This is a genomic window from Rhizobium sp. BR 249, from assembly GCF_047445895.1.
Taxonomy (GTDB): Bacteria; Pseudomonadota; Alphaproteobacteria; order Rhizobiales; family Rhizobiaceae; genus Rhizobium.
Window position 1 is genome coordinate 43,908 of record NZ_JARWKX010000025.1, and the last position, 24,384, is coordinate 68,291.

The window sequence follows — 24,384 nt, forward strand, 5'->3', positions numbered from 1 at the left end:
CTTATCCTACCGCTGCTAACGACATTTCCGCCTTGAGCGACTGGCCGCGCGAAGCGCCGACAACCGCGTCGACATCGAGGATGAGGGCCACGCGGCCATCACCGAGGATGGTGGCGGCGGCGATGCCCGGCACGTGGGTGTAGTTCGCTTCCAGGCTCTTGATGACCACTTGGCGCTGTCCCTGGATGGCATCGACCATCAGGGCGCGCTGGCCGCCGCCTTCGGATTCCACCAGAAGCGCCACGCCTTCGACCGGATTGGCCTGGGTCGCGCGGAAGTTCAGGATGCGGCCGACATCGACCAGCGGGCAGAACGAGTTGCGGATCGAGATCAGGCGATGGTTCGCGCCGAAGGAGTGGATTGCGGCAGCCTCCGGCTGCAGCGTTTCGACGATCGCGGTCAGCGGCACGACCAGAGTCTGGCCGGCGACGGTGACCACCATGCCGTCGAGGACGGCGAGCGTCAGCGGCAGGCTCATGGTGAAGACCGAACCGTGGCCCGGCTTCGACGTGATATTGATACGGCCGCCGAGTGCCTGGATCGAGCGCTTGACGACGTCCATGCCGACGCCGCGGCCTGAGATGTCGGAGATCTTGTCGGCCGTGGAGAAGCCCGGCAGGAAGATCAAGTTGTCGATTTCCTCGTCCGACAGGTTGGCATCGGCCGGGATGAGGTCGTTGTCGATTGCCTTCTGGCGCACCTTCTCGCGATTGATGCCGGCGCCGTCGTCGGCAAGCTCGATCAGGATGCGGCCCGAACGATGCTTGGCGGTGAGGCGGACCGTGCCTTCGGTGTTCTTGCCGGCGGCGGCGCGCTTTTCCGGTGTTTCGATGCCGTGGTCGACGGCATTGCGGATCATGTGGGTCAGCGGCTCGGCGAGCTTGTCGATGACAGTCTTGTCGACTTCGGTGTTTTCGCCTTCGGTGATCAGGCGGATCGACTTGCCGGTCATGTCGGCGATTTCGCGGACGATACGCGACATGCGCTGGAAGACCGGCTTCACCGGCTGCGCGCGGATCGCCATGACCGAGTCCTGGATCTCGCGGGTGAGCTGCTGCAGCTCTTCCAGGCCCATGTTGATCGAGGAGGTGCCGGTCGTGTCGTTCTCGATGACGCTCTGCGACAGCATCGCCTGGTTGATGACCAGTTCGCCGACGAGGTTGATCAGGCGGTCGACGCGGTCGAGATCGACACGGATCGTCTGGCCGGCGCCGGCGGCATTGTTCTGGGCGGCGGCATTTGCGGCGGCCGCCGCGGCAGCGGCCGATTCCTTCTTTTCGACACGGGCGGCGGCTGCGGCCATCTGCGTCACATTGGAAGCGGTTTCGGCTGCGGCAACGGCTGCGGCCGTCTCGTCAGCCCGTGCGCCGGCGGAAACCTCTTCCGCTGCACTCGTTTCGTCCAGGATCGACAGGTCGAAGGGAACCGGCACCATCGGCAGTTCTTCATTGGCGCGTACATCGCCCGCCGCGTCGTCGACCGGCTTTATCGTCAGGTCGCAATCCCACTCGGCGAATTCGAAGACGGTGCGGATGGCGTCCTCGCCCTTGTCCGTCTTGATCGTCACGTTCCAGAAGAAATAGGCGCCTTCCGGATCGAGCTCCTCAAGGCCCGGCAGGTCGTCCGTGTTGCAATAGATGCTCATCTCGCCGAGACGCGAGAGGTCGCGCAGCAGCAGGGTGGCGTCGTTGCCCTTGGAATAGAGCTCGAAGCGCGGCTTGAAGATGACTTCATAGGCCGGCAGGCCGGAATCTGCATCGCCCTCGCCGCCGAAATCGTCGAAGGAGAAGGGGATCGGCTGGAAACCGCTGTCGTCGGTCGGCTTGGGAGCGGGCGCTGCGGCGACCGGCGCGGGTTTTGCGGCAGCCTTCGGCGCGGGAGCCTCTGCGGCGGCCGAGGGAGACGGCAATTCACCGTTGGCGAGAGCCTCGAGTTCCTTGACGAGGCCGCGGCTGCGGCTTTCATCGACGCTGCCGCCGTCGCGCGCAGCATTCGTCAGGTCGGCGAGCACGTCAGCCGACTTCAGCATCACCTTCAGGACGTCCTGGGTCGGCTCAAGCTTGTTGGAACGAACGCAATCGAGAGTGGTCTCAAAGACATGGGCGAAGGCTACGAGGTCGTCAAGGCCGAAGGCGCCGGCGCCCCCCTTGATCGAATGCACGGCACGGAACACCGCATTGACGGTTTCCGGATCGCGATCGCCATCGTTCATTTTCAGAAGACCGGATTCCAGTTCGGCGAGCTGTTCTTCGCACTCCTGGAAAAAGATCTCTTTGATTTCGTTCATATCCATAGGAGAAATCCTGGGTTTAAGCGGTTACACGCTCAATGGCATCGATCAGCTTGGCCGGGTCGAAAGGCTTGACGATCCAGCCCGTGGCACCGGCCTGGCGGGCGCGGTTCTTCTTTTCCGCGTCGCTTTCGGTGGTCAGGACCAGGATCGGGATTGCCCGATACTTTTCGTTACGGCGGACACCTTCGATGAAGCCGAAACCGTCGAGGCGCGGCATGTTGATGTCGGTGACGATGACGTCGGGATTGGACTCTTCGAGAACTTCGAGGCCCTCGACGCCGTCTTCCGCCTGGATCGTCTCGAAGCCGGCATTGTTCAGCGTCACGAGGAGCATGTTTCGGATGGTGCGGGAGTCATCCACGGTAAGCACTTTTTTCTTCATTGCCGAATCTCCTTGGCGAGCAGGTGGTCAATATTGACGCCAACCAGCTGCATGGTTTTCTGAAATGCATCGGACACCTTGGAGAAGGTGAACGGCTGCTTGTCCTGCTCCCAGGTCTTCTCGGCGGACATCAGAACCTGAGCACAGAGAGCACCGATCCGTTCGACGCCGGATGCGTCGATCGAAAGACCGCTGCCCCTGAGGGAAAGGAGTTTGTCACGCAAGGCGGAAGCCTCGTTGAGGTCGAGCACCGCTGTCAGATTCAGCGTCTTGCCACTCTTCTTTGCTACCATCAGCTTTTCCTTGTCCCCTTGTCCCCGGCCCGAGAAGACGAGCTGAGGCGATAATCCGATAGGTTAGTAAACATTCCGCCCACCTCCGACGCTTGCGAACGACTGCGGAAGGCCAAAATCGTCATTTTCATATGCGTCTTCGACCGGTGCCGGACGGGCGGCCGCTTCAATGGCGCGAGAGGGCGTCACACGAGCCGGGCCCGAGCGCCCGGCATGGGCGTTTTCGCGGGCGATCCGGAATTCGCGAATCGTCTGGCCGAGTTCGACAATGACGGTATGGAGATCGTCGGCGCCTTCAGCCGAGCGCTCGGCAAAGCCGGCATTGTCCGCCACCTCAGCGCCCAGGCCCCTGACGTCGGCCGACACGCTGTCGAGGCTTGCGGCATGCTCGCCCGTCTTCGTCGCGATACCGGCGATGGCGGCGTTGATGTCGGTGACCTGCCGCACGATGCTGCCGATCGAATCCTGTGTGCGCCCGACCATCTGCACGCCCGCATCGACCTGCGTCTTGGTCGTCGTCACCAGCGTCTTGATTTCGCGGGCGGCTTCGGCGGAGCGCTGGGCAAGAGCCCGGACTTCCTGGGCAACGACGGCAAATCCACGGCCGGAATCGCCGGCGCGGGCGGCCTCGATGCCGGCATTCAGCGCCAGAAGATTGGTCTGGAAGGCGATCTCGTCGATCGCGCCGATGATCTGGCCGATCTTTTCGGCCGACTGCTCGATGTCCGCCATGGCGCTGATCGCGCGGCCGACGACGTCGCCGCTTTCTTCGACCGCGGCACGTGTCGAGGCAACGGCCTGTTCGGCGGCACGGCTCTCGGCCGCACCGTCGCGGACACTGCCGGCGATGCCGGCAAGGGCGGCGGCGGAAAGCTGCAGGCGGTCGGCCTGGCCGGAGGCAGTGCCGGCGAATTGGCGCGACAGGCCGGCAAGCGAGCCTGTTGCTGCTTCGGCCTTGACCGTTCGGTCGGTGATGGCGGTGAATTCGGCCTGCAGGCCGTCGAGCGCGCCGTTCAACGCGGCGGCAATCCCTGCATAGGCGCTGTCGCCCTCGACGGGCGCGCGCCGCGTCAGGTCGCGGGCGGAAAGACCTTCGATGACATCGCCAAAGATCCGCGCGATCTCCGCCTCGCTATCGGTGCGCTGATCGGCGAGCGCGCGGCTCTGGGCGGCCCGCAGCGCATTGAAGCGGAGCGAGACGGCGATTTCCACATCGACCATGACGATGCGGATGATCGCCGTCATCAGATCGGAGATTTCACGCGTGCGGCGCTTGGCGGACGGCAGCAGCGGGCGGCCGGCGATCTCTTCGGCAAGGCCGGAAACGACGTGCTCGAGCATGACGCCGTGACCGGCCACGTGCCAGCGCGGGTCGAGCCCCATCTTGCTTTCGGTGTCGGAGAGAACCTTGACGCGCTCGGCATAGAGGCTGTCGAACCGTGCATCCGTCAGCACGTCCCAATGCGAGGACTGCAGATCGTGCAGGCGGTCAACCTGGCGCTCGCTCTCGAAATTGCGCGCGGCGTCCGGGAAGGACTGGAACCTGTGGAAGAGATCGCGCAGCCCGGCCTTCAGATGCGCTTCGAGGGCCGGCCGGTTGCGACGCACCAGCTCGCATTGATCGGCATCGAGACCGGCAAAGCGCAGGCGGTCGCGCAAGCTGCCTGCCTGCGCTCCACGAGCCTGATCTGATGGCATGTCCTGCCTCAACGCCTGTCCCCAACCACTTTCCGGGCGAATGCCCGGCCAAAAACTTTCACAGCATCCGATGAGCGCGAAGCGTGGAGACCTTTCTCACCACCGGTTACACCGGCGGATCGAAGCCCCCTGATCAGCTATGTTTCGGAGCTGTCTGAAGAGATGGATACCGGATCGACCCGGTACGGCGGTACGGCGTCATGCCTGGTGGGAACGAGTGCATCTTCCCATTCCGACGTGTAACCCAATGTTTATGGTTAATTCCTTGCTTGAAGGTTAATAAGCCTTTCGCAGTGCAGGCTTTTGAAGCAATTCAAAGCAGTTCGTGACAAATACTCCCGCGGAGTTGCACGGCTGCTACAAGGCACACGCAAGCTCCGTGTTATATGCCGGTCGACTACCAAGACATGACGTCGACAAGGACAGAGCAATGATTGTTCTCGGATTGGGTTCCTGCTTGATCGCAATGGGCGTACTTGCCGCCGTTGCCCGCCTGGATTTCCTCGCCGCAAATCGCGACATCCGCGCGCTTCGGGTATTCTAAACCGTATCCTCGCCCTTTCCCGTTGGCAGTCCGGCGCCTTTGGTGTAATCGCACTCGCGCCTTTCATGTCAGCGGAACACTCGGTTCATGTCTCCCAGATCTGGTCTCCTCATCGTCCTTGGCTTCACGCTTTGGCGCGTCGTTTCGCTTCATTTCGATGCGACCGACCTTTTCGTCGATGAGGCGCAATACTGGTTCTGGTCGCAGAATCTCGATCTCGGCTATTATTCGAAGCCGCCGATGATCGCCTGGGTGATCCGGGCGATGACCGAACTCTCCGGCTCCAACGCCATCTACTGGATCAGGCTGCTCGGGCCGCTGATCCACATGGCCGCGGCACTGGTGCTGATGAAGGTGGCGAAGCGTTTCGTCGGGCCGGAGATCGAGGGCTGGACGGGCGCCACCTATATCTCGCTGCCGGGCGTCGCGCTGTCTTCGGTGTTCTTCTCGACCGATGTGATCCTGCTGTTCTTCATCGCCATCGCCTTGCTCGCCTATTTCGGGCTGACGATGCGGCGCTCCGTCGGCCTGGCGCTCGTCATGGGTCTCGCCGTCGGCCTCGCCTTCCTGACGAAATATGCGGTGCTGTTCGTCGTTCCGGGCGGCGCGCTTGCCCTCCTCCTCATCCCGGCGGCGCGCATCGCCATCCGGGATTTCATCATCGCGGTCGCGGTCGCGGCTGTCGTCGCCTTGCCGAACCTCTGGTGGAACCTGCAGCACGACAATACGACCGTGCGCCATACGCAGGACATCGCCCATTGGAGCGACCTCGGCATCAATCTGCGCCGCGGGCTCGAATTTTTCTCCGCCCAGTTCGGCGTCGTCGGGCCGATCATATTTTTCGCCATGCTCTGGGCGGTCTACCGCATGATCAAGGGCAGGAGCGACGACCGGGAGAAGATGCTGGTCTGGCTGTCGATGCCGGTGGTGGTGCTGATCACCCTGCAGGCGACGGTCGCCAAGGCCTATGCCAACTGGGCCGTGACCGCTTATGTCGCCGGGACCATCCTTGCCGTCTGGCTGCTCCATCGGCTGTGGCCCAAGGGGCTCAGGCTGTCGCTCACCATCAACGGCATCGCAAGCCTGCTCTTCCCATTGGCGACGATCTTTCCGCATCAGTTGCTGCTGCCGAACGGCGACGAGCTCATGAAGCGCTATCTCGGCCGCGCCGAGGTCAGCCGTGAGGCGGCCGCGCTGACAGGTCAGGCCGGCACCGACATCATCGTCACCGACAACCGCGACATGGTCGCCGATCTTTTCTATACGCTGCGTGATGCATCCTACGGGATCTATGCGCGGGCACCCGCGGGCCTGCCGGAAAGCTATTACGAGCAGGAATTCGCCCTGCCAGCCGACATCACCGGCAAGGTGCTTTTCCTGACGGACACCCCCCTCACCTGCGCCGCCGAGACGCCCGAGGTGCTGAAGACCTGGCAGCCGGCCGACGGCTACTACAAGCGCAAGACGCTTTATATCTACAAAGTCTCCTCCGCCTGCCTGGCGCCCTGAGCCGGTTTCAGCCTGTTCGATTGGGCAGGCAGAGGCCGGTGCCCGCACCTTCGACCTCCACGAACCTGACGCCGCCTTCCTCGAAGGCGAGGCGCAACTGCGCCTCGGTCGCACGGTGGATGTCGTGGTGGCGTCCCTCGTAATCGCGGATGGTGCTGCGCGAGACGGCCGCCTTCTCGGCGAGATCGGTCTGGGTCCAGTCGAGCAGACCGCGTGCAGCCCGGCAGAGAGCGGGGCTCAGAATTGTTTCCCTGGCGCCTTGACCCATGATTTCAAATTACCCATATTGGTCGATATAGACCATATATGTCATAATACGAACGGGATTTCCAGAGCGGGAGACAGCGATGCCACACGATACGCCCTTGATTTCGACAATCGTCGGCGGCCTCGTGCTGGCTTTCATCTTCGGTGCCCTCGCCCACCGGCTGCGCATGCCGCCGCTGGTGGGCTATCTGATCGCCGGCGTGCTCGTCGGGCCGCATACGCCGGGTTACGTGGCGGATCAGAGCCTTGCGCCGGAGCTTGCCGAAATCGGCGTCATCCTGCTGATGTTCGGCGTCGGGCTGCATTTCTCCCTGAAAGACCTTTTGTCCGTGCGCGGCATCGCCGTGCCCGGCGCGATCGCGCAGATCGCCTTTGCCACATTGCTCGGCTGGGGGCTCGGCGCCTTCCTGGGATGGCCGACAGGCGGCAGCCTGGTCTTCGGCCTGGCGCTTTCGGTCGCCTCCACCGTCGTGCTCCTGAAGGCGCTGCAGGAGCGGCGGCTCGTCGAGACGGAACGCGGCAGGATCGCCGTCGGCTGGCTGATCGTCGAGGATCTCGCCATGGTGCTGGCGCTGGTGCTGATCCCGGCCGCAGCCAGCATCGGCGGTGACGGCCACGGGCCCGTCGAGCCGCTTTCGGCCGGGTTGAGCCGCCTGCTCGGCTTCGATCTCGGCATCGGCGCCATGATCGCGATGACGCTGGTGAAAGTCGCGCTGTTCGTGGCGCTGATGCTGGTCTTCGGGCGCAAGCTCATTCCCTGGACGATGCACCGCATCGCCCACACCGGCTCGCGCGAACTCTTCCGGCTCGGGGTGCTCGCCATCGCTCTCGGCGTCGCCTTCGGCGCGGCGAAGCTCTTCGGCGTGTCGCTGGCGCTCGGCGCCTTCTTCGCCGGCATGGTGCTTGCGGAAAGCGAGCTCAGCCACCGCGCCGCCCAGGAAAGCCTGCCGCTGCGCGATGCCTTCGCCGTGCTCTTCTTCGTTTCGGTCGGCATGCTGTTCGATCCGAACATCCTGATCGACCGGCCGCTGCTGATCCTCGCCACCATCTTCATCATCGTCATCGGCAAATCGGTCGCCGCCTTGCTGATCGTGCTCGCCTTCAAGAAGCCGCTCGGCACGGCGCTGACGATTTCGGCGAGCCTCGGCCAGATCGGCGAATTCTCCTTCATCCTCGCGGCGCTCGGAGTCGAACTCGGGCTGCTGCCGGAGGAAGGCAGGGACCTCATCCTTGCCGGCGCCATCATATCGATCGTCCTCAATCCGCTGCTGTTCTTCCTCTGCGACCGCATGCGGCCCCTTCTCGAAGGGGCAAGACGCGAGGAGACCGCGGCCGATCCCGCTTCCTCCGCCGCGGATACGGGCGCCGCTCAGGAGCCGGCGCTGCCCGAGGACGACGACGTGCACCCGACCGTGCTTACCGGCCACGCCATCCTGATCGGCTACGGCCGGGTCGGCCGGATCGTCGGGCAGAACCTCAAATCATCCGGTACGCCCTTCCTCGTCATCGAAGATTCCGACAAGCGCATCGGCGAATTGAAGGCGCAGGGGATCGAAGCTTTCATGGGCAATGCGGTGGCGCGCGAGACGCTCGATCTCGCCAATCTTGCAACGGCCCGCAGCCTCGCCATCGCCATTCCGAACGCCTTCGAGGCCTGCCGCATCGCCGAGCAGGCGCGCGCCGTCAATCCATCGATCCTCATCGTCGCGCGCGCCCATTCCGACGCCGAGGTCGACGAACTGAAGCAATACGGCGCCGACACCGTCATCATGGGCGAGCGCGAAATCGCGCTTGGCATGGTTGACCGGCTCGCCCAAGTGCATCATGAGAGTGTTCCCTATGAAGACAGGCAGGAGCCTGATACAATCATTCCGACGGGCACTGCACCGCTGGAAAAAGAATGAGAGATTGGCGCGCTTTTGAGCCGATACGGGAGTGACATCGCCGGAACGCAGAAGATGGAGCTGGACCGGCACCGTCTGACGGGCCGTATCGCCGCTTCCATCCTCATCGCCATTTTTGCCTATCTCGGGCTGCTCCTCGGCGGCAACTTGGTCATTTCCCCGGCTGCGGCCGTCAGCAATACCCTTTCCTCTTCCGGCCGGGATCCGCAGCCGCAGCAGCTGACCGCCCGTGATGCGGTGCGCGGCGTGCTTGCCGCCGAGCGCAAGCTTGCGCCAAAGCAGGCGGCGCATGACGCCGGACCGTTTACCGTTGCCACCGCCCCGGTTGTCGATTTCTTCGGCTGGAACATATCAGCCCCTCTTCCGGCATCCGAAGCGCCGGTTCATGCCGCAGCCTTCAGGACCCATCAGGCCCGCGCGCCGCCGGTCGCTGCCTGACGTCGCGCCAAGCGCTTCCGATATTTGACGACATGCCGCCAGCGCCCGAGCGCCGGCCTCCCGATTATCAAGGAATACAACATGCGTACTTCACCATGGCTGGTGCTCACCTATACGGTGATCATCGTTCTCGGCCTATTCATCGCCCTGCCGAACGTCCTGCCGCAATCCACCCTCCAGCGCATCCCTGCATGGCTGCCGCATGAGCAGGTGTCGCTCGGCCTCGACCTTCGCGGCGGCTCGCACCTCGTTCTGGAAGTCGACGAAGCCGATCTGACCAAGGAGCGGCTGCAATCGCTGCTTCAGGACGCTCGCCGCGTCCTGCGCGAAAAGGGCATCCAGCCGAAGGCCGTCGTACGCAGCCAGAACCAGATCGTCGTGACGCTCGCCGATGCCGCGCAGAGCGATGCAGCCGTTACCGATCTCAAGACGCTCGCCAACCCGATCAGCACCGGCCTCAGCGCCGGCCAGGCGGATCTCGATGTCACCGCGAACGGAGCGACCATCACCGTCGGCTTCTCGCCGGCCGGCATCTCCGCCAATGTCGACAATGCCGTCCAGCAGAGCCTTGAAGTCATTCGTCAGCGCGTCGACCAGGTCGGCGTTTCCGAGCCGACCATTCAGCGTATCGGCGCCAACCGCGTGCTCGTCCAGCTTCCGGGCGCGCAGGACCCATCGCGCCTGCGCGAACTTCTCGGCTCCACGGCCAAGATGTCGTTCCACATGCTGGCGCCGAACAACCAGCCCGGCCCCGGCGTCACCATGCTGAAGGACGACGAAGGAAACTCCTATCCGGTCCTCGACCGCGTCGAGATCTCGGGCGACCGCCTTTCAGATGCCCGCGTCAGCTTCGACCCCAACACGCATGAGCCGGTCGTCAGCTTCCGCTTCGACAGCGCCGGCGCCACCCGTTTTGCCGATATCACCCGCCAGAACGTCGGCAATCCCTTCGCCATCGTTCTCGACGACAAGGTCTTGAGCGCACCTGTCATCCGCGAGCCGATCACCGGCGGTTCCGGCCAGATCTCCGGCAACTTCTCGGCCGACAGCGCAACGACGCTTGCCGCCATGCTGCGCGCCGGCGCCCTGCCCGCCAAGCTGACCGTCATCGAGGAACGCACCGTCGGCGCCGACCTCGGCGCCGATGCCATCAAGATGGGCGTTTATTCCGGTATCGTCGGCTTTATCCTCGTCGCAGCCTTCATCTTCGTTCTCTACGGAACCTGGGGCATCCTGGCGAACATCGCGCTCTTGATCCACACGATCCTGACCTTCTCGGCGCTCACACTGGTCGGCGCAACGCTGACGCTGCCGGGTATTGCCGGTGTCGTTCTCGGCATCGGCCTCGCGGTCGATGCGAACGTCCTCATCAACGAGCGTATTCGTGAAGAAACCCGCAAGGGCAAGAGCGCCTTCGCCGCCATCGATACCGGCTTCAACCGTGCCTATTCCACAATTATCGACGGCAACATGACGGCCCTGATCGCTGCGGCCATCCTGTTCTACTTCGGTTCCGGACCGGTTCGCGGCTTTGCCGTGACGATGGCGCTTGGCCTCATCATCTCGATGTTCACCTCGGTCGCCTTCGTGCGCGTTGCCATGATCGAGATCACCCGCCGCCGCAAGTTCAAGGTGCTGAACATCCGGCCGCTGATCCCCTTCAGCCCTTACGACAAGCACATCCAGTTCATGAAGGCGCGCTTCTTCGGCGTCACCGTTTCGGCGCTGCTGTCGATCGCTTCCGTCGTGCTCTTCCTCCATCCCGGCCTCAACTACGGCGTCGATTTCCGCGGCGGCATCCAGATGTCCGTCAAGACCCAAGGCGAAGCCGATCTTGCGAAATTCCGCGAAGGCCTGGATAGCCTCGGCCTCGGCGAAATCACGCTTCAGTCCTTCGGCGACAAGAACAGCATTCTCGTTCGCGCTCAGCGGCAGGAAGGCGGCGAAGAGGCGCAGACGGCAGCGGTGACCAAGCTGAAGGCCGAAGTCGCCAGGATCGATCCGACCGCCACCGTCGAAGGCACCGACGTCATCGGCCCGAAGGTCAGCGGCGAGCTTGCCTCGGCCGGCATCCTGTCGGTGGTGATCGCAAGCTTCGCGATGCTCATCTATATCTGGGTGCGGTTCGAATGGCCGTTCGCCGTCGGCGCCATCGTCACCCTGGTGCTCGACGTCACCAAGGCGATCGGCTTCTTCGCGATCACCGGGCTCGACTTCAACCTGACGGCCATCGCCGCCATCCTGACGCTCGTCGGTTACTCGGTGAACGACAAGGTGGTCGTCTATGACCGCATGCGCGAAAACATGCGGCTCTACAAATCGATGCCGCTGCGCGAGATCATCGACAAGTCGATCAACGAGACCCTGGCGCGAAGCCTCTACACCAATGCGACGGCCTTCCTCGCCCTGGTGCCGATGGCGATCTGGGGCGGCAGTGCCGTCTCGAGCTTCGCGATCCCGATGGTCTTCGGCATTCTGGTTGCCGGCGCCTCGTCGATCTTCATCGCGGCTCCGATCCTGCTCTTCCTTGGCGACTGGCGCCGCCGCCATGCCAAGGCATCGGCAACCGATGCGGGCGTGGACATCATCCCGCCGGAACAGGGCCGCCCGCGCAAGTCCGCCGGCTAAAATCGGTTGTTAACGCATCCTTGAAGAGGGCGCCGGTTGCAGAGCCGGCGCCCTCTTTCTATTGTCGGCGAATAGAGATCGAGAGCCGCCAATGTCATCCAACCCGACGAGACCGCCGGAAACCAATGCAGCCGGCGACAACGAAGAGCGAATCAAGCGTTTCCTCGCGACCGCCTCGCACGACCTGCAATCGCCGCTGCGCCATATTGCCATGTATGCCGAGCTGCTGCTCGACGATCTCGAGGCGACGCTCGAGGGCGAACATCTTCAAAGCCTGCGGATGATCATGGAAAAGGCGCAGACCGCGCAGCGCCTCACCAAGACGCTGATGAGCCTCGCCGGCGGAACGCCTCAGGTGACGCCCGAAGAGGTCGATCTGCAGGCGCTTGTCGAAAATATCTGGGGTGAACTGACCGACGAGACGTCGATCCGCAACGCCACGCTCACGAGCGACGGGCTTCCTTCTATCCGCACCGACCCTGCCCTGCTCGGCCTGGCGCTGCGGCACCTCATCTCCAATGCCCTGACCTATCGCAGCGAAGCGCCGCCCGGCGTGACCATCACGGCGGAGCGAGAGGGAGTGGACTGGTTCATCCGAATTTCCGACAATGGAACGGGCATCGATCCCGCTTATCGCGAGCGAATATTCGAAGCTTTCTGGAAGCTGCCGAAGGCAGGAGCCATCCCCGGCGCCGGTCTCGGGCTGACGACGGCGCGGGAATTTCTGAAGGCGCTTGGCGGCGACGTCAGCCTCGAACATTCGGATGAAACCGGCAGCCGCTTCACCATCCGCCTGCCCGTCGCCTGAGGCAGAACCGCGTCTTAAAGCGCGTCGCGATCTTTCAGATTCGCTCCTTGCGCTTTAGGTCCTTGTTTTACGCATGTCGTTGCCGCAAAACCGCTGCACACTTTTGCGCGACATGCTTTAGGCTTCACCTTTCCCCGGCAAAAACCGCCGCTTAGATACTGTAATCGTCCTTCCAGAAATCCGGAACGTCATAGGTCACATATTCACGGATGATGTGCTGGAGCGTCTGGACGTCGATCTCGTCCTTGCCGATGCGGAAATCGACGCCGTATTCCGGGAATTCCTGGAAATATCCCCCCGAAATATCGGTCGAGACGACGCCGATCGGGCCGGTGTAGCCGATGCCGCGTAGCTCGGGCACCGTTTCGCGGAAGTCGGCATTGGGCAGAAGGCGGTTATCGAGCAGGACGAGATCGAAGCGCCCCGCGCCGATCTTTTCCAGCGCATCGCCGATCGACGGCGAATATTCGAGCTCGACGGCAGGCTCCGAAAGGTCGGCGATCTTCTTCTTGAGCGCGCGAAATTCGATGAATTCGTCGTCCACAAAGAGAACTTTGACAGCACTCCTTCGAGTTGTTTCGGTGCTCATCGTCCCAACTTCCTCAGTCCCGAAACCAACTTCACGACACCAAACCGTTTCTCAATGCGATCGCTACCATGTGCACGCGGTTGACGGCGTCGAGTTTGCGGGCCGCCGCGGTGATATGCGAATTGACCGTATGTTCGGACAGGCCGAGGATGATGGCGATTTCCGCCGAGGTCTTGCCTTCGCTCGTCCATTTGACGATTTCCGACTCGCGCTGTGTCAACCGCCCGGACATTTCAGGCGTCAGAATTTCCTCGTAAAGCTTGTCGAAAATGCGCATGGCATCGAGGAGCATATCGGCAATTTCGCCCTGATCCGGCTCCTGACGCTCGCCGCTGAGAACGAGGCAGTATCGCCGCCCCTCCGGCGTGAACAGCGGGATGAAGAGAAAGACGCCGTTGCGGAACTCGTTGAAAACGAGATCGGACGCAAAGCCATCCGGCTGCGCGCTCCGGCCGTGGACCGGCGTCGCCAGAAACTGGGCGGACTTTGCACGGACGGTCCCGAGCGCTTCCTTCAGCGTCGCAATGAAAAGGCCGACGCGCCGCTCGGCAACGTTGGTAATGACGATATCGCGTTCGCCGAAGGGGGCCGAAGCCTCGGAAATACGGGCAAGCGCGAAACTGTCGAAGTTGTAATGCTGCGCCGCCGCCTTCAAAAGGCGGAAAAAATCGGTGCGATTGATCGCCCGGCTAAGCTCGGGTCCGGCATGAAAGGGAATTGCCGGAGCATTGTTCATTCCCACTCTTCCTCTCCTCCCGCCCAATGCCGACGATCCCGAAATCTTGGGATATACGTCTTAGACGCGAACAGCTACAAAAATTGCGAGACAGTTGATGACAAGTATCGAACGGGGACTTCGATATGAAAGGCGGATATCATCAATTATCTCAACTACAGGTGATGCACGGGCAGATTTTACTGGGGGCAGTAGTTCTTACCTGGGTATCGTAAATCTTCTCGTGCTCAACATCCATGAATGCGAGAAGGCAGTGCCAGACGTAAGCGCGGGAGAGCCGATTGGCCCATTCGGCTAAGGGGTTGGCTGTTGTTCGTGGCGGCGAACGCGGGTAAATCGGTTCTCTCAGCGCTTATTTTTGCGTTACGTTGTCTTCGCTTCGGCTGCATCTTGGGATGCGTCCTCGACCTTGTCAATTGCGGTTTGTCACCGGCAACGGACGAACGGCGGAGAATGGGCCTTGAGGCTTCCACCGTTTTCCACACTTAAAGATTGAGAAGAATCGTGACAAGATCAAGCGGCTTCTCGAGATAAAAATCGGCCCCGGCCTCCAGTGCGCGCGCGCGGTCCTCGTCGGCATCCGATCCGCTGCAGATGGCAAGCCGCATCATTTTGAAACGGCCGTCGCCGCGCAACCGGTTGATCAGCCCAATGCCGCTGTCGAGCGGCATGTAGAGATCGGCGATCAGCAGGTCGGGCATGCTCTTGCCGTCCGCTAAATGTCGCTCCAGCGCGTCGAACGCCGTCTCGACGGTCGAGAAACAGAATAGATCGACGTCTATCTGCCGCTTCCTGCTGATATAGTCGAGGTAGAAGAGGTCATCCCTGCTGTCGTCGACGTAAAATAAAGTAGGCATCCAGCACCGCAACTTCGATATTGTTGGGAATGATCCTTGCCGCCCGTGCACATCACGATAACGCCGTTTTGCTAAAATTCGATATACATTGCCGCAGATCATTTCGCAAAAAGCACGGCACAGCCTCGGCTTGCCTATTGAGTATTCCTCGATTTCGGAAAAAAGTGACCGCGCGAACCGAGGAGGATACGCGGGTGCAGGATAGGAACGACGTGGACCTGCAGGACCAGCGGAGGCGGTGGCGCTACCGTGCCTTCGCGATTGCCGTCGGCTGCCTGATGTTCCTTCTCGGCATGACTGTCCTGGCAGGCTGGCTGCTCCAGGTCGAGATGATCCTTTCCGTCATTCCCGGCTTTCCCTCCATGGCCTTCAACACGGCGCTCGGCTTTATGCTCTCCGGCGCGGGCCTTGTCACCTCGACACTGGCCGCCCGCCGCTTCCGGGTGGTGGCGGCGATCACGGCGGGCTTGGCGGCGGCAATCGCGGCCGCGCGGCTCTTAGAGATCGTTACGATCGGGCGAACCTTCCACTATGTCGACACGCTCGTGACGCGTTTGCTGATCCCATCCGATTTCGCCGCGCAGATCGGCGGCGGCATGGGGCCGAACACCGCGCTGATCTTCCTGATCGGCAATCTTTCACTGCTGCTCTCGCTTCGAATGGAGAAACCGAGAAGCCAGGTGGTACAGGAACTGGCGAGCTACATCGTCATCACGCTCGGCATGATCGCGCTGGCCAGTTATGTCACATCGGCCGAACAAGGCTATCGCTGGGGGCCTTATGCGGCGATGGCGCTGCACACCGCCGTCGGCATGGTGACCTTCGGCTCGGGGCTTCTTGCCCGGTCCTGGCTGATGCAGCCGGCGAACCGGGCGCAGATCCCGCTCTGGATCCCGGCGGCTGTCTGCTTCACCGGCCTTCTCGTCGATCTCTATACGCCGCTCGGCGTCGCCAACGGTATTCTTTACGTTCCGCTGGTGCTGACGGCGCTGTGGTTCGGCAACAGGAACGCGCCGCTTTTCTTCGCCTTCGTCTGCACCGTGCTGCTCATGCTCGGATTCTTCGCCGTCAAGCATGACGAGGCCTCGTTCTGGCAGGAGATCGCCAACCGCGCCATCACCGCTGCCACGCTCTGGCTGATCGCGATCCTCATCTTCTATTTCATGCGCAACACCCATCACCTGGAGAGCGAGCGTATCCGCTTCGGCGCGCTGGTGCGCAGCACGCCCGATGCCGTCATCGTCATCGACGAGCGCGGAACGATCGCAAGCTTCAATCCAGCAGCCGAAATTATGTTCGGCTACACGCCGCAGGAGACGATCGGCCGGAACATCAAGATGCTGATGCCCGAACCCTACCATTCCGAGCATGACGGCTATCTCTCCCATTACCGGCAAACCGGCGAGGAGCGCATCATCGGGACGACGCGCATGGTCTCGGGGCGACGCAGGAACGGCATCGTCTTTCCGATCGACGTTTCCATCAGCGCCGTCGTCACCGGCAACACGAAGACCTTCGTCGGCATCGTGCGCGACATCAGCGAGCGCGCCCGGCAGGAAGAGCGGATGAAGACCACGCTTGCCCAGCTCGAAGCCTATACGGCCGATCTCGAGCGCAGCAACCACGACCTCGACGAATTCGCCTACATCGCCTCGCATGATCTCAAGGAGCCGCTGCGCGGCCTGCACAACCACTCCCGCTTCCTGCTGGAGGATTACGAAGACAAGCTCGACAGCGATGGGGTGCGCCGGCTGAACCGGCTCGTGCGCCTCAGCCAGCGCATGGAGAAACTAGTCAACGACCTCCTGTATTTCTCCCGGCTCGGGCGGCAGCAGCTGGCGGTCAAGCGCACGGACATCGGCCTGATCGTCAAGGACGTCGTCTCGACGATGGAGCTCCTCCTGGAGGAGCGGCATGCGAAAGTCGTCATCGACGGCCGGCTGCCGGAGGTGATCTGCGACGCGCCGCGGCTGACCGAAGTGTTCCGCAACCTCATCACCAATGCGATCAAATACAACGACAAGCCTGCGCCGCTCGTGTCGATCGGCTATCTCGACCGCTATGTCGGCCAGGACGGCACGGTTGCCCGCAACGTGTTTTTCGTTAAGGATAACGGCAAGGGCATCCCGCAGGAGTTCCACGAGGATATTTTCCGCATTTTCAAGCGGCTGGAAAAGTCGCAGGATTCCGACGACGGGACCGGAGCAGGCCTCACCTTCGTCCGCAAGATCATCGCGCGGCACAATGGCGATATCTGGCTGGAATCGGAGGTCGGCGCCGGCACGACATTCTATTTCACCTTGGGAAAAAAGCGCGAGGGGCAGAATGCAGCAGCGTGATACGCAACCGATCCTGATCGTCGAAGACAGCGAGGACGATTTCGAAGCGACGATGCGCGCCTTCAAACGCACCAATCTGCGCAACTCGATCCGATGGGCTGCCTCCGGCCAGGAAGCGCTCGACATGCTCGCCTCGATGGTGCCGAAACCGGGGCTGATCCTGCTCGATCTCAACATGCCGGGCCTCGACGGCCGCAAGACGCTGGAGGCGATCAAGTCGAACGCCGGCTGGCGGAAGATCCCCGTCGTCATTCTCACGACCTCCGACGACGAGCGGGATATCGAAGGCTGCTATGCGCTCGGCGCCAATACCTATGTGCAGAAGCCGGTCGATCTCGACGGGCTCTTCGCCGCCATCCAGCGGCTGAAGGAATACTGGTTCGAAATCGCAATCCTGCCGCTCGAGGACTGACAGATTGGCGGAAGACTGCTCTATCCTCATCATCGACGACAATATCGACGACCGCGAGGTCTATCGGCGGATCTTGGGCCGAGTCTCCAGCACCGCCTATAGGGTGGTCGAGGCCGAGACGGGCGAAGAGGGCCGTGCACTGAACGCCCAGAGGCGGCCGAACTGCATCCTGCTCGACTATTCGCTGCCGGGGCGCGACGGGCTCGGCGTTCTTACCGACATCCTCGAGGACGATCCCACCGCCAACGTCATCGTGCTGACCGGCCAGGGCAGCGAAACCGTCGCCGTCGAGGTTATGAAGAGCGGCGCGCGCGATTATCTGACCAAGGATTCGCTGTCACCCGAGACGCTGCATCGCTGCATCCAGAACGCCATCATGCACGGTGTTCTGGAAGCAAAGCTGGAGCAGAAGCGGCAATCGCTTGAGATCTTCACCCGCGCCATGGCCCATGACCTCAAGGAGCCGCTCCGGACGATCAAATCGTTCAGCCGTATCCTGCACGGCTCTGCAGCACTTCCCGCCGAAGACCGGGAACTGCTCGATTACGTGCTGAGTGCGGCCGACCATATGGAAGACCTGATCGTCAAGGTTTCGGGCTTCACCAAGCTCGAGGCTTCCGGCGGGCCGGAGCTGAAGCCGGTGTCGCTGTCCGATGTGCTCGGCCAAGTGGAGGACAATCTGCGCCAGCAGATCGAAAGCCGCGGGGCCGTCATCATCCGCGGAGCGCTGCCGGAGGTGATGGGCGATGCGACGCTCTTGGTCCAGCTCCTACAGAACCTGGTGTCGAACGCCATCCGTTACTGCGAACAGAAGGTTCCCGAGATCAGGATCTCGGGCGAGCCGCAGGGCGATCTCTGCCGCCTCAACGTGCATGACAACGGGCCGGGCATCGATCCGCAGCATCGCGAGCTGATCTTCCAGCCGTTCAAGCGCCTGGTCGGCCGCGGCATCGAGGGCACCGGGCTCGGCCTCGCCATCTGCCGCCGCATCGCGCAATTGCACGGTGGCTCGATCTGGTGCGAGGCAGGAAGCGGGCCCGGCGCCACCTTCGTCGTCGAAGTGCCGCTCGCCGAGGCGAGGTCCGCGGCGCCCGCCGCATCGCCCGTGGCGCACAACGCCAAACTGGCCGAGCACCCGGGTGAAGGCTCCGGCCGGCTCGCCGAGGTGCTGCTCGTGGAAGACAGCCCCGCCGATATCCAGCTTCTGAAGATCAAGCTGATGCACCGGGAGAAAGTGAATTTCAACCTGCATGTCGCCACCAACGGTCGCGAGGCGATGCGGCTGCTCGAAGAACGGGCCGGCATTGCCGATGTACCGCAGATCGACCTGATGCTGCTCGACATCAACATGCCGATCATGGACGGCTTCGAGGTTCTGCATGCGCTTTCGGCCGATGCCCGCCTCAAGCAGATCCCCGTCTGCATTCTCAGCACATCGAGCGACGAGACCGATATGCGGCGGGCCAGGGATCTCGGCGCGCTCGCCTATATGGTCAAGCCACCGACACGTCAGCAACTGGAAGAGGCACTCGAGGATGTCGATCATTTGGAATTGCTGCAGCGCGGCGATTCGCTTGCGCTTTGTGCGGAACAAAACTAAGCGATGGTCATTGGCAACGGTATGACTGTCGCAGCTCTCATACTCGCGCTCCTGACGCCGCTTCAATCAGGACTGCTCTCGATGGTATCTGGCATACATCACGTCACCGCCGTCACCCGCAAGGTGCAGGCGAACGTGGATTTTTACGCGGGCTTTCTCGGCATGCGGCTGGTCAAGCAGACGGCCGGTTACGAGGATGCGACGCAACTTCATCTCTTCTACGGCGATGCAGCGGGAACCCCGGGTTCGCTGCTCACCTTCCTCTCGTGGGAGGACGGTTCGCCGGGACGGGCCGGTTATGGCCAGATCAGCGAAATTTCGCTGGCAATCGACCCCGCAAGCATCGGCTATTGGCTGACGCGGGCCATGAGCTTCGGCCTGCGCTCCGAGGGACCGGCCGACGAATTCGGCGAGCCGGTGCTGCGGATGAAGGACCCTGACAACATCATCCTCAAGCTCGCAGGCGCAAAGAACCTCACCTCACAAGCCGTCTGGGACGGCGGCCCGATCCCGGTGGAGCATGCGATCCAGCGCGTGCGCGGCGCGACCATGCTGACCGAGACGCCCGCCGAGAGCCGCAGCTTCCTCGAGACCTATTTCGGCTATCGCTTCCAGGCCAATCGCGGCACGATCGACAGGCTGGTTTCGCAATCCGGCGACATCATCGACGTGCGCGATGCCCGCGGCTTCTGGTCCGGCGCGCCGGGCACCGGCACGGTCGATCACGTCGCCTTCCGCGCTCCGGACGAGGAAACGCTGCTGTCCGTCCGCAAGGCATTGGAGACGACCGACGCGTCGCCGACCAATATGCACGACCGCAAGTATTTCCGCTCGCTCTATGCCCGGGACCCCGGCGGCACGCTGATCGAGCTTGCCACCGACAAGCCCGGCATGATCGTGGATGAGGAGCACGCCGCCCTCGGTACAAAGCTCTTCGCGCCGCCCGACGCCATCACCGATCTCGGCGACCTGAAGGTGGTGCTGCCGCAATTTTCGATGCCCGGCGAACCGCGCATCAATTACCGCGAACTGCCCTTCGTCCATCGCTTCTATACGCCGCCGAATCCAGACGGCAGCGTCTTCGTGCTTCTGCACGGTTCCGGCGGCAACGAGACGACGCTGATGCCGCTCCTGAACAAGGCGGCGCCGCGCGCGACGCTGCTCGGCGTGCGCGGACGGGCGACGGAGGAAGGTTTTCCGCGCTGGTACAAGCGCATTACCCCCTTCTCCTTCGACCAGAATGACATCAAGACCGAGGCGGAGGCTTTCGCCGCCTTCATCGAAGGCGCCGTCAAATCCTACGGGCTCGACCCCAAGAAGGTCGTCTATGTCGGTTATTCGAACGGCGCGAACCTGTTGAACTCGCTGCTCTATCTGCACCCGAACCTTGTTCACAAGGCGGTGCTGCTGCGCTCCATGCCCGTTCTCAGCGACTATCCGCACGCCGATCTCAAGGGCACGGACCTGCTCGTCATCAGCGGCAAGACGGATGCCTACGGCAAATATGCGAGCGAGCTGGAGGAAAGGCTGAAAAGTTCGGGTGCCACCGTCGATTCCGACGTCATCCCCGGCGGACACGACCTCGGCGATGCCGATGTGCCGATCATCCAGAAGTGGCTGCTGCAGAGAATGGGTGATGATCCGCCGCCACTGGAACAGCAGGCGGTCAAGCCGATGCGCGAGACATTCGGGCAACCATAATGCCGGCGAGCACGACGGCGCCGCCCAGCGCCTGCATCGTGCCGATCGCCTCGCCGAGCAGCGCCCAGGCGAGGATTGCGGCGACGACCGGCTGCAGCAGCAGCGTCAGCGAAGAGAAAGCCGCAGGCAGATAGGCCAGCGCATAGGTGATCGCCACCTGCCCGCCGGCATGGCTGATGAAGGCGAGGCCGAATACCATCGACCAGCCATAGACGCTCAGCGGCAGCATATGGCCCTCAAACAACAAGGCGACCGGAAAGATGCAGACGGCAGCGGACGCCGTGCTCCACAGCATTATCCGCATCGTATCGAAGCGGCTGCGCAGGCTGCCGAGCGCAAGGATGTAGCAGGCATAGAAGAAGGCGGCGATCATCGCCAGGCCGTCGCCGTGGAGGTCGCCATTGCCCAAGGCCGCCGGCCCGCCCTTCAGGATGACGACGCCGGCCAGCGCCAGAGCAAGCCCGCCCATGAAGACGCCGCTGATCCGCGCCTTGAAAAAGAGGAAGCCGATCACCGTGACGAAAACAGGCGCGAGGTTGGCGAGCAGCGTCGCATTGGCGACTGACGTCATCGTAATCGAAAGGTGCCAGGCAGCAAGGTCGAGCGACAGCATGACGCCCGGGAGGATGAGCAAGCCGTAGTCGGAAAGGCTTTGCGGCTTCGGTCCCGCATCCTTCTTCAGCATCGAGACGATGAAGATCGGGATCAGCGCCAGCGCCACGCGCCAAAAAGCCGTGGCCATCGGGCCAACCTCGGAAAGCCTGACGAAGATCGGCGAGCCGCCGATCGCCGCCCCGCCGAGGAGGAGGACCGCAAGCGGGAAACGGGAAGGCGAAGCTTCGGAAGCGGTAGAGGCAGCCTGCGACATGATTTCGATATTTTGCTCGGCCGAAGCGGGATGCTGGCCGCCGAGTGATTATCAGAAGTCAATCACGCCCGACAGCCGGAGAACGACATTCGGATTGAGAAATCAGGCGGGATGCGGATTTGGCGCATCCACCCGCAGCTTCGCGGCGATCTCGCTCGCAACGAAGAAGGCATGTTCCGTCACCTGCGGCAGCCCCATCAACTCGCCGAACGTGCCGCGCGCCAGGGGACCGGAGATCAGCAGCGACGGGTCGGCCGTCCCGGACGAGCCGATCGCTTCCGACCGCTCGGTGCAGGCAAGACCGAGGCCCGTGGGATCGAGCGCCAGGTGGCCGTTCGCGGCCAGCGCGGAAAGCCAAGGCTGGGTTTCGAGAATGCCGCCATGCGCCGGGCCGGTGGTGACGACGACGGCGTCATAGCTTCGCTCCAACTGATGACGCTGATGCCGCGGCTGGAGGGTGCAAAGGATGAGCTCGCCTTCCATACGTGCATCGGCGAGCGAACCGGCAAGGATTTCGAGCCGACCCGCGGCTACCGCTGCATCGAGCACGGCCTCGACCTGCGGCGCAATGCGGAACCGGTGCACATCCCAATAAGGACGCAGATGGCGGACGAGACGGCATCGTTCTGTAATCGGCAGCGCCTGCCAGAGGTCATGCCCCTGCGCCCTGACCTGGTCGATTACGCCGTGCCAGCTTATGCCCTGCATCTTCGCCGCGTCTATCGCCACGCGGATGGCCGCGAGCAGCGAGACGGCGGAATGAGAGGCATCGGAGACGAAATCGCCGAAAAGCTGCTGCGGCACTGGCGCGTGGCCGCGCGAACGCAGGCCGCGCCGCGAGATCGCGGCAATTGGGCCGTCGTGCCCACGCTGCGCCAGCGAGGCAATGACGTCGGCAGCCGTCAGGCCGTTGCCGATGACGAGCACCCGGTCATGCGGGCGGATCACCTCGAGCGCGCCCGGCCTGGTGGTATCGGCGACGAAACGCGGGTGGGCCGCAAGCCTTGCTGCGAGCCGGCCAGGAGCTGCCGGCGGCGGATGGCTGGTGGCGATCGCGACGATATCGGCCTCCGTCACGCCGCCTTTGTCATCCCGGATCGACCAGCGGCCGCCACGGCGTTCGACCGCTGTCACCGCAGCACGGCGATGACGCACGGCGCCGTCGTCCAACAGCGGCTTCAGCAGGGAGGCGACATATTCGCCGAAGAGCCGGCGCCGGGGGAAAAGCATGCCATCGGGCCGTTTCGCATCGGGATCGTCGGCGACGGCGTCGCGCGCTTCGATCCAGGCCTGGAATTCGCCTATGTCGCCGGGCTGCAGGCTCATCTTGGCGGCGGGGACATTGATGCGGTGAGCCGGATCGGCCGTGTCATAGGCGAGGCCCCGGCCGAGCTCGGCCCGCGGCTCGAAGACCACGATGACGGGACGTCCGCCGCAATCTGCCCTGGCGAGATGATAGGCAACGCCGGCCCCCGAAACGCCACCGCCGATGATGGCGACGACAGGCTGCTGAGACTTCGGAACTGGCTTGGGCTGCATGGTGGCCGGATCATCGCTTTCGATGGCCGAGCATAGAAGCCGGGCATTGGTCGCGCAATCCTCCGGCCGCAATTGTCTATAATTATTATGTAGAGTCTGCCTTGCCCGATATCGTCGTGGAAAAATCGGGATTGCCGCGGATCGTGTTGCTCACCGTGCAGATCTCATCCTCTGCCGCATGGACGATTTTGCCACGCGTTTCATCATCGATATCGCCCTCGATCGAAAAGGCGATGTTGAACTTTGCGACGCGCGAGGGGCCTTCCGCTGCCTTTTCACCGGTGACATCGGCCGTCATCCTGCTGATCCTGTCCAGAACGCCCATCTGGCTGGCGGCAATGCGGGCGCTGAGCACGAGGCAGGCCGAAAGCGAGGCATAGAGCAGATCGAGCGGGCTGAAACCCGGCTGCGAGGGCGCGGTGACGATATCGATCTCGCCTTTGGTGGTGGACGTGACATGCGGAAAACCCACACGGCCGAGAACGGCGGTGGCGCCGGTCGGACGGGGACGAGCCTTGAGATCGGCCATGATGAAATCCTCTGACAACAGACCTTCGGATAATGATTTCCGCCCTGCCCCGCAACGGTGCCGGCAGCCCATCGGCGACGGAACCTTTCGATCCTTCATCAGTTGATTACACCTGAACGAAATCAGTGACAAAGGTGGATTGCGATGGCGCACGTCCGCAGCATGGATCGCCGGGGCCGGGGCATGGATGCCCGCGATCGGCTGATCGTCGCGCTCTATGCACAGCTGAAGGCCGAGCGGGAAACGCGCGAGACGCTGGAATGGGCAATCCGCAACGGCGCAATCTCTCAGGAGGTGCTGGAGGCGATCGCCGCCGATCCCGTCCCCGTCGTCACCAGCGAGGACATCGCATCGCTCGAGAAGATCATCGCGCTCGACGAAAGGCGCAAGCCAAATCGGAACTAGAGCACGATGCCGAAAAGTGTGAGCGGCTTTCGGACGACATCGTGC

General features: G+C 62.8%; 21 protein-coding genes. 10 read left to right on the forward strand and 11 right to left on the reverse strand.

What is annotated here, in order from left to right; genetic code table 11:
• Window position 1: 1 nt before the first annotated feature.
• From QD408_RS21475 to QD408_RS21490, 4 genes are all read right to left on the reverse strand, one after another.
• A complete protein-coding gene (locus QD408_RS21475; RefSeq protein ID WP_088680416.1) occupies window positions 2–2,293 on the reverse strand; it encodes a chemotaxis protein CheA in 2,292 nt (763 codons plus the stop codon).
• Window positions 2,294–2,309: 16 nt separating this feature from the next.
• Window positions 2,310–2,675, reverse strand: coding sequence for a chemotaxis response regulator CheY1 (gene cheY1, locus QD408_RS21480; protein WP_003570362.1), 366 nt, complete (start codon window positions 2,673–2,675; stop codon window positions 2,310–2,312).
• A complete protein-coding gene (locus tag QD408_RS21485; RefSeq protein WP_088680415.1) occupies window positions 2,672–2,968 on the reverse strand; it encodes an STAS domain-containing protein in 297 nt (98 codons plus the stop codon). Before QD408_RS21485 ends, cheY1 begins: the two co-directional genes overlap by 4 nt.
• Window positions 2,969–3,031: 63 nt before the next feature.
• Window positions 3,032–4,666, reverse strand: a complete 1,635-nt coding sequence (locus QD408_RS21490) for a globin-coupled sensor protein (protein ID WP_414140681.1) — start codon at window positions 4,664–4,666, stop codon at window positions 3,032–3,034.
• Between the two features lie 631 nt (window positions 4,667–5,297).
• On the opposite strand from QD408_RS21490, the gene QD408_RS21495 reads away from it, so the two are divergent.
• Window positions 5,298–6,719, forward strand: coding sequence for an ArnT family glycosyltransferase (locus QD408_RS21495; protein WP_414140682.1), 1,422 nt, complete (start codon window positions 5,298–5,300; stop codon window positions 6,717–6,719).
• A 7-nt stretch (window positions 6,720–6,726) separates the two neighbouring features.
• Here the strand turns inward: QD408_RS21495 and QD408_RS21500 are convergent, their stop codons facing one another.
• The gene (locus QD408_RS21500; protein ID WP_414140683.1) at window positions 6,727–6,987 is read right to left on the reverse strand and encodes a helix-turn-helix transcriptional regulator; all 261 of its coding nucleotides are present in this window, start codon (window positions 6,985–6,987) and stop codon (window positions 6,727–6,729) included.
• A 79-nt stretch (window positions 6,988–7,066) separates the two neighbouring features.
• Here QD408_RS21500 and ybaL point away from each other — a divergent pair, with 79 nt between their 5' ends.
• The 4 genes from ybaL (at window position 7,067) to QD408_RS21520 (ending at window position 12,764) form a co-directional block, all read left to right on the forward strand.
• On the forward strand, window positions 7,067–8,890 hold the full coding sequence (gene ybaL / locus QD408_RS21505; RefSeq protein WP_414140684.1) for a YbaL family putative K(+) efflux transporter: 1,824 nt from the start codon (window positions 7,067–7,069) through the stop codon (window positions 8,888–8,890).
• A gap of 54 nt (window positions 8,891–8,944) precedes the next feature.
• Window positions 8,945–9,328, forward strand: a complete 384-nt coding sequence (locus QD408_RS21510; RefSeq protein WP_414140685.1) for a hypothetical protein — start codon at window positions 8,945–8,947, stop codon at window positions 9,326–9,328.
• An 81-nt stretch (window positions 9,329–9,409) separates the two neighbouring features.
• A complete protein-coding gene (secD, locus tag QD408_RS21515; RefSeq protein WP_414140686.1) occupies window positions 9,410–11,956 on the forward strand; it encodes a protein translocase subunit SecD in 2,547 nt (848 codons plus the stop codon).
• 91 nt (window positions 11,957–12,047) lie between these two features.
• Window positions 12,048–12,764 carry a sensor histidine kinase gene (locus QD408_RS21520; RefSeq protein ID WP_414140687.1) on the forward strand — a complete coding sequence of 239 codons (717 nt, stop codon included), beginning with the start codon at window positions 12,048–12,050 and terminating at the stop codon, window positions 12,762–12,764.
• 151 nt (window positions 12,765–12,915) lie between these two features.
• Here QD408_RS21520 and QD408_RS21525 read toward each other — a convergent pair whose 3' ends face one another.
• The 3 genes from QD408_RS21525 to QD408_RS21535 all read right to left on the reverse strand — a co-directional run bounded on the left by QD408_RS21525 (window position 12,916) and on the right by QD408_RS21535 (window position 14,946).
• On the reverse strand, window positions 12,916–13,353 hold the full coding sequence (locus tag QD408_RS21525) for a response regulator (RefSeq protein ID WP_088680407.1): 438 nt from the start codon (window positions 13,351–13,353) through the stop codon (window positions 12,916–12,918).
• A 31-nt stretch (window positions 13,354–13,384) separates the two neighbouring features.
• Window positions 13,385–14,089, reverse strand: coding sequence for a response regulator transcription factor (locus QD408_RS21530; RefSeq protein WP_414140688.1), 705 nt, complete (start codon window positions 14,087–14,089; stop codon window positions 13,385–13,387).
• Between the two features lie 485 nt (window positions 14,090–14,574).
• Window positions 14,575–14,946 (reverse strand): response regulator, encoded by a 372-nt coding sequence (locus QD408_RS21535; protein ID WP_414140689.1) that lies wholly within the window; start codon window positions 14,944–14,946, stop codon window positions 14,575–14,577.
• A 29-nt stretch (window positions 14,947–14,975) separates the two neighbouring features.
• Between QD408_RS21535 and QD408_RS21540 the strand changes: the two genes are divergently transcribed.
• From QD408_RS21540 to QD408_RS21555, 4 genes are read left to right on the forward strand one after another with little or no spacing between them, the layout of a single operon-like run.
• Window positions 14,976–17,285, forward strand: coding sequence for a sensor histidine kinase (locus tag QD408_RS21540; protein WP_414140690.1), 2,310 nt, complete (start codon window positions 14,976–14,978; stop codon window positions 17,283–17,285).
• Window positions 17,272–17,697, forward strand: a complete 426-nt coding sequence (locus QD408_RS21545) for a response regulator (RefSeq protein WP_018244782.1) — start codon at window positions 17,272–17,274, stop codon at window positions 17,695–17,697. The genes QD408_RS21540 and QD408_RS21545 overlap by 14 nt, the downstream gene beginning before the upstream one ends.
• 4 nt (window positions 17,698–17,701) lie before the next feature.
• Entirely contained in the window at window positions 17,702–19,297 is a 1,596-nt protein-coding gene (locus QD408_RS21550) for a response regulator (protein ID WP_088680404.1), read from the forward strand.
• Window positions 19,298–19,318: 21 nt separating this feature from the next.
• Entirely contained in the window at window positions 19,319–20,998 is a 1,680-nt protein-coding gene (locus tag QD408_RS21555) for a VOC family protein (RefSeq protein WP_414140691.1), read from the forward strand.
• Here the strand turns inward: QD408_RS21555 and QD408_RS21560 are convergent.
• The 3 genes from QD408_RS21560 to QD408_RS21570 all read right to left on the reverse strand — a co-directional run bounded on the left by QD408_RS21560 (window position 20,964) and on the right by QD408_RS21570 (window position 23,934).
• Window positions 20,964–21,866, reverse strand: a complete 903-nt coding sequence (locus tag QD408_RS21560) for a DMT family transporter (protein WP_414140692.1) — start codon at window positions 21,864–21,866, stop codon at window positions 20,964–20,966. The two genes, QD408_RS21555 and QD408_RS21560, sit on opposite strands and share 35 nt — an antisense overlap.
• Before the next feature lie 102 nt (window positions 21,867–21,968).
• Window positions 21,969–23,405 carry an FAD/NAD(P)-binding protein gene (locus QD408_RS21565; protein WP_414140693.1) on the reverse strand — a complete coding sequence of 479 codons (1,437 nt, stop codon included), beginning with the start codon at window positions 23,403–23,405 and terminating at the stop codon, window positions 21,969–21,971.
• A gap of 85 nt (window positions 23,406–23,490) precedes the next feature.
• Window positions 23,491–23,934, reverse strand: a complete 444-nt coding sequence (locus tag QD408_RS21570) for an OsmC family protein (protein ID WP_414140694.1) — start codon at window positions 23,932–23,934, stop codon at window positions 23,491–23,493.
• A gap of 144 nt (window positions 23,935–24,078) precedes the next feature.
• Here QD408_RS21570 and QD408_RS21575 point away from each other — a divergent pair, with 144 nt between their 5' ends.
• Entirely contained in the window at window positions 24,079–24,339 is a 261-nt protein-coding gene (locus QD408_RS21575) for a hypothetical protein (protein ID WP_414140695.1), read from the forward strand.
• Window positions 24,340–24,384 lie beyond the last annotated feature (45 nt).

Coding starts and splice junctions, on each gene's coding strand:
- QD408_RS21540 (WP_414140690.1), top strand. CDS start 14,976: ATGATCCTTGCCGCCCGTGCACATCACGATAACGCCGTTTTGCTAAAA.
- QD408_RS21490 (WP_414140681.1), bottom strand. CDS start 4,666: ATGCCATCAGATCAGGCTCGTGGAGCGCAGGCAGGCAGCTTGCGCGAC.
- QD408_RS21530 (WP_414140688.1), bottom strand. CDS start 14,089: ATGAACAATGCTCCGGCAATTCCCTTTCATGCCGGACCCGAGCTTAGC.
- ybaL (WP_414140684.1), top strand. CDS start 7,067: ATGCCACACGATACGCCCTTGATTTCGACAATCGTCGGCGGCCTCGTG.
- QD408_RS21535 (WP_414140689.1), bottom strand. CDS start 14,946: ATGCCTACTTTATTTTACGTCGACGACAGCAGGGATGACCTCTTCTAC.
- QD408_RS21500 (WP_414140683.1), bottom strand. CDS start 6,987: ATGGGTCAAGGCGCCAGGGAAACAATTCTGAGCCCCGCTCTCTGCCGG.
- QD408_RS21560 (WP_414140692.1), bottom strand. CDS start 21,866: ATGTCGCAGGCTGCCTCTACCGCTTCCGAAGCTTCGCCTTCCCGTTTC.
- QD408_RS21520 (WP_414140687.1), top strand. CDS start 12,048: ATGTCATCCAACCCGACGAGACCGCCGGAAACCAATGCAGCCGGCGAC.
- QD408_RS21525 (WP_088680407.1), bottom strand. CDS start 13,353: ATGAGCACCGAAACAACTCGAAGGAGTGCTGTCAAAGTTCTCTTTGTG.
- QD408_RS21570 (WP_414140694.1), bottom strand. CDS start 23,934: ATGGCCGATCTCAAGGCTCGTCCCCGTCCGACCGGCGCCACCGCCGTT.
- QD408_RS21475 (WP_088680416.1), bottom strand. CDS start 2,293: ATGGATATGAACGAAATCAAAGAGATCTTTTTCCAGGAGTGCGAAGAA.
- QD408_RS21545 (WP_018244782.1), top strand. CDS start 17,272: ATGCAGCAGCGTGATACGCAACCGATCCTGATCGTCGAAGACAGCGAG.
- secD (WP_414140686.1), top strand. CDS start 9,410: ATGCGTACTTCACCATGGCTGGTGCTCACCTATACGGTGATCATCGTT.
- cheY1 (WP_003570362.1), bottom strand. CDS start 2,675: ATGAAGAAAAAAGTGCTTACCGTGGATGACTCCCGCACCATCCGAAAC.
- QD408_RS21555 (WP_414140691.1), top strand. CDS start 19,319: ATGACTGTCGCAGCTCTCATACTCGCGCTCCTGACGCCGCTTCAATCA.
- QD408_RS21510 (WP_414140685.1), top strand. CDS start 8,945: ATGGAGCTGGACCGGCACCGTCTGACGGGCCGTATCGCCGCTTCCATC.
- QD408_RS21575 (WP_414140695.1), top strand. CDS start 24,079: ATGGCGCACGTCCGCAGCATGGATCGCCGGGGCCGGGGCATGGATGCC.
- QD408_RS21495 (WP_414140682.1), top strand. CDS start 5,298: ATGTCTCCCAGATCTGGTCTCCTCATCGTCCTTGGCTTCACGCTTTGG.
- QD408_RS21565 (WP_414140693.1), bottom strand. CDS start 23,405: ATGCAGCCCAAGCCAGTTCCGAAGTCTCAGCAGCCTGTCGTCGCCATC.
- QD408_RS21485 (WP_088680415.1), bottom strand. CDS start 2,968: ATGGTAGCAAAGAAGAGTGGCAAGACGCTGAATCTGACAGCGGTGCTC.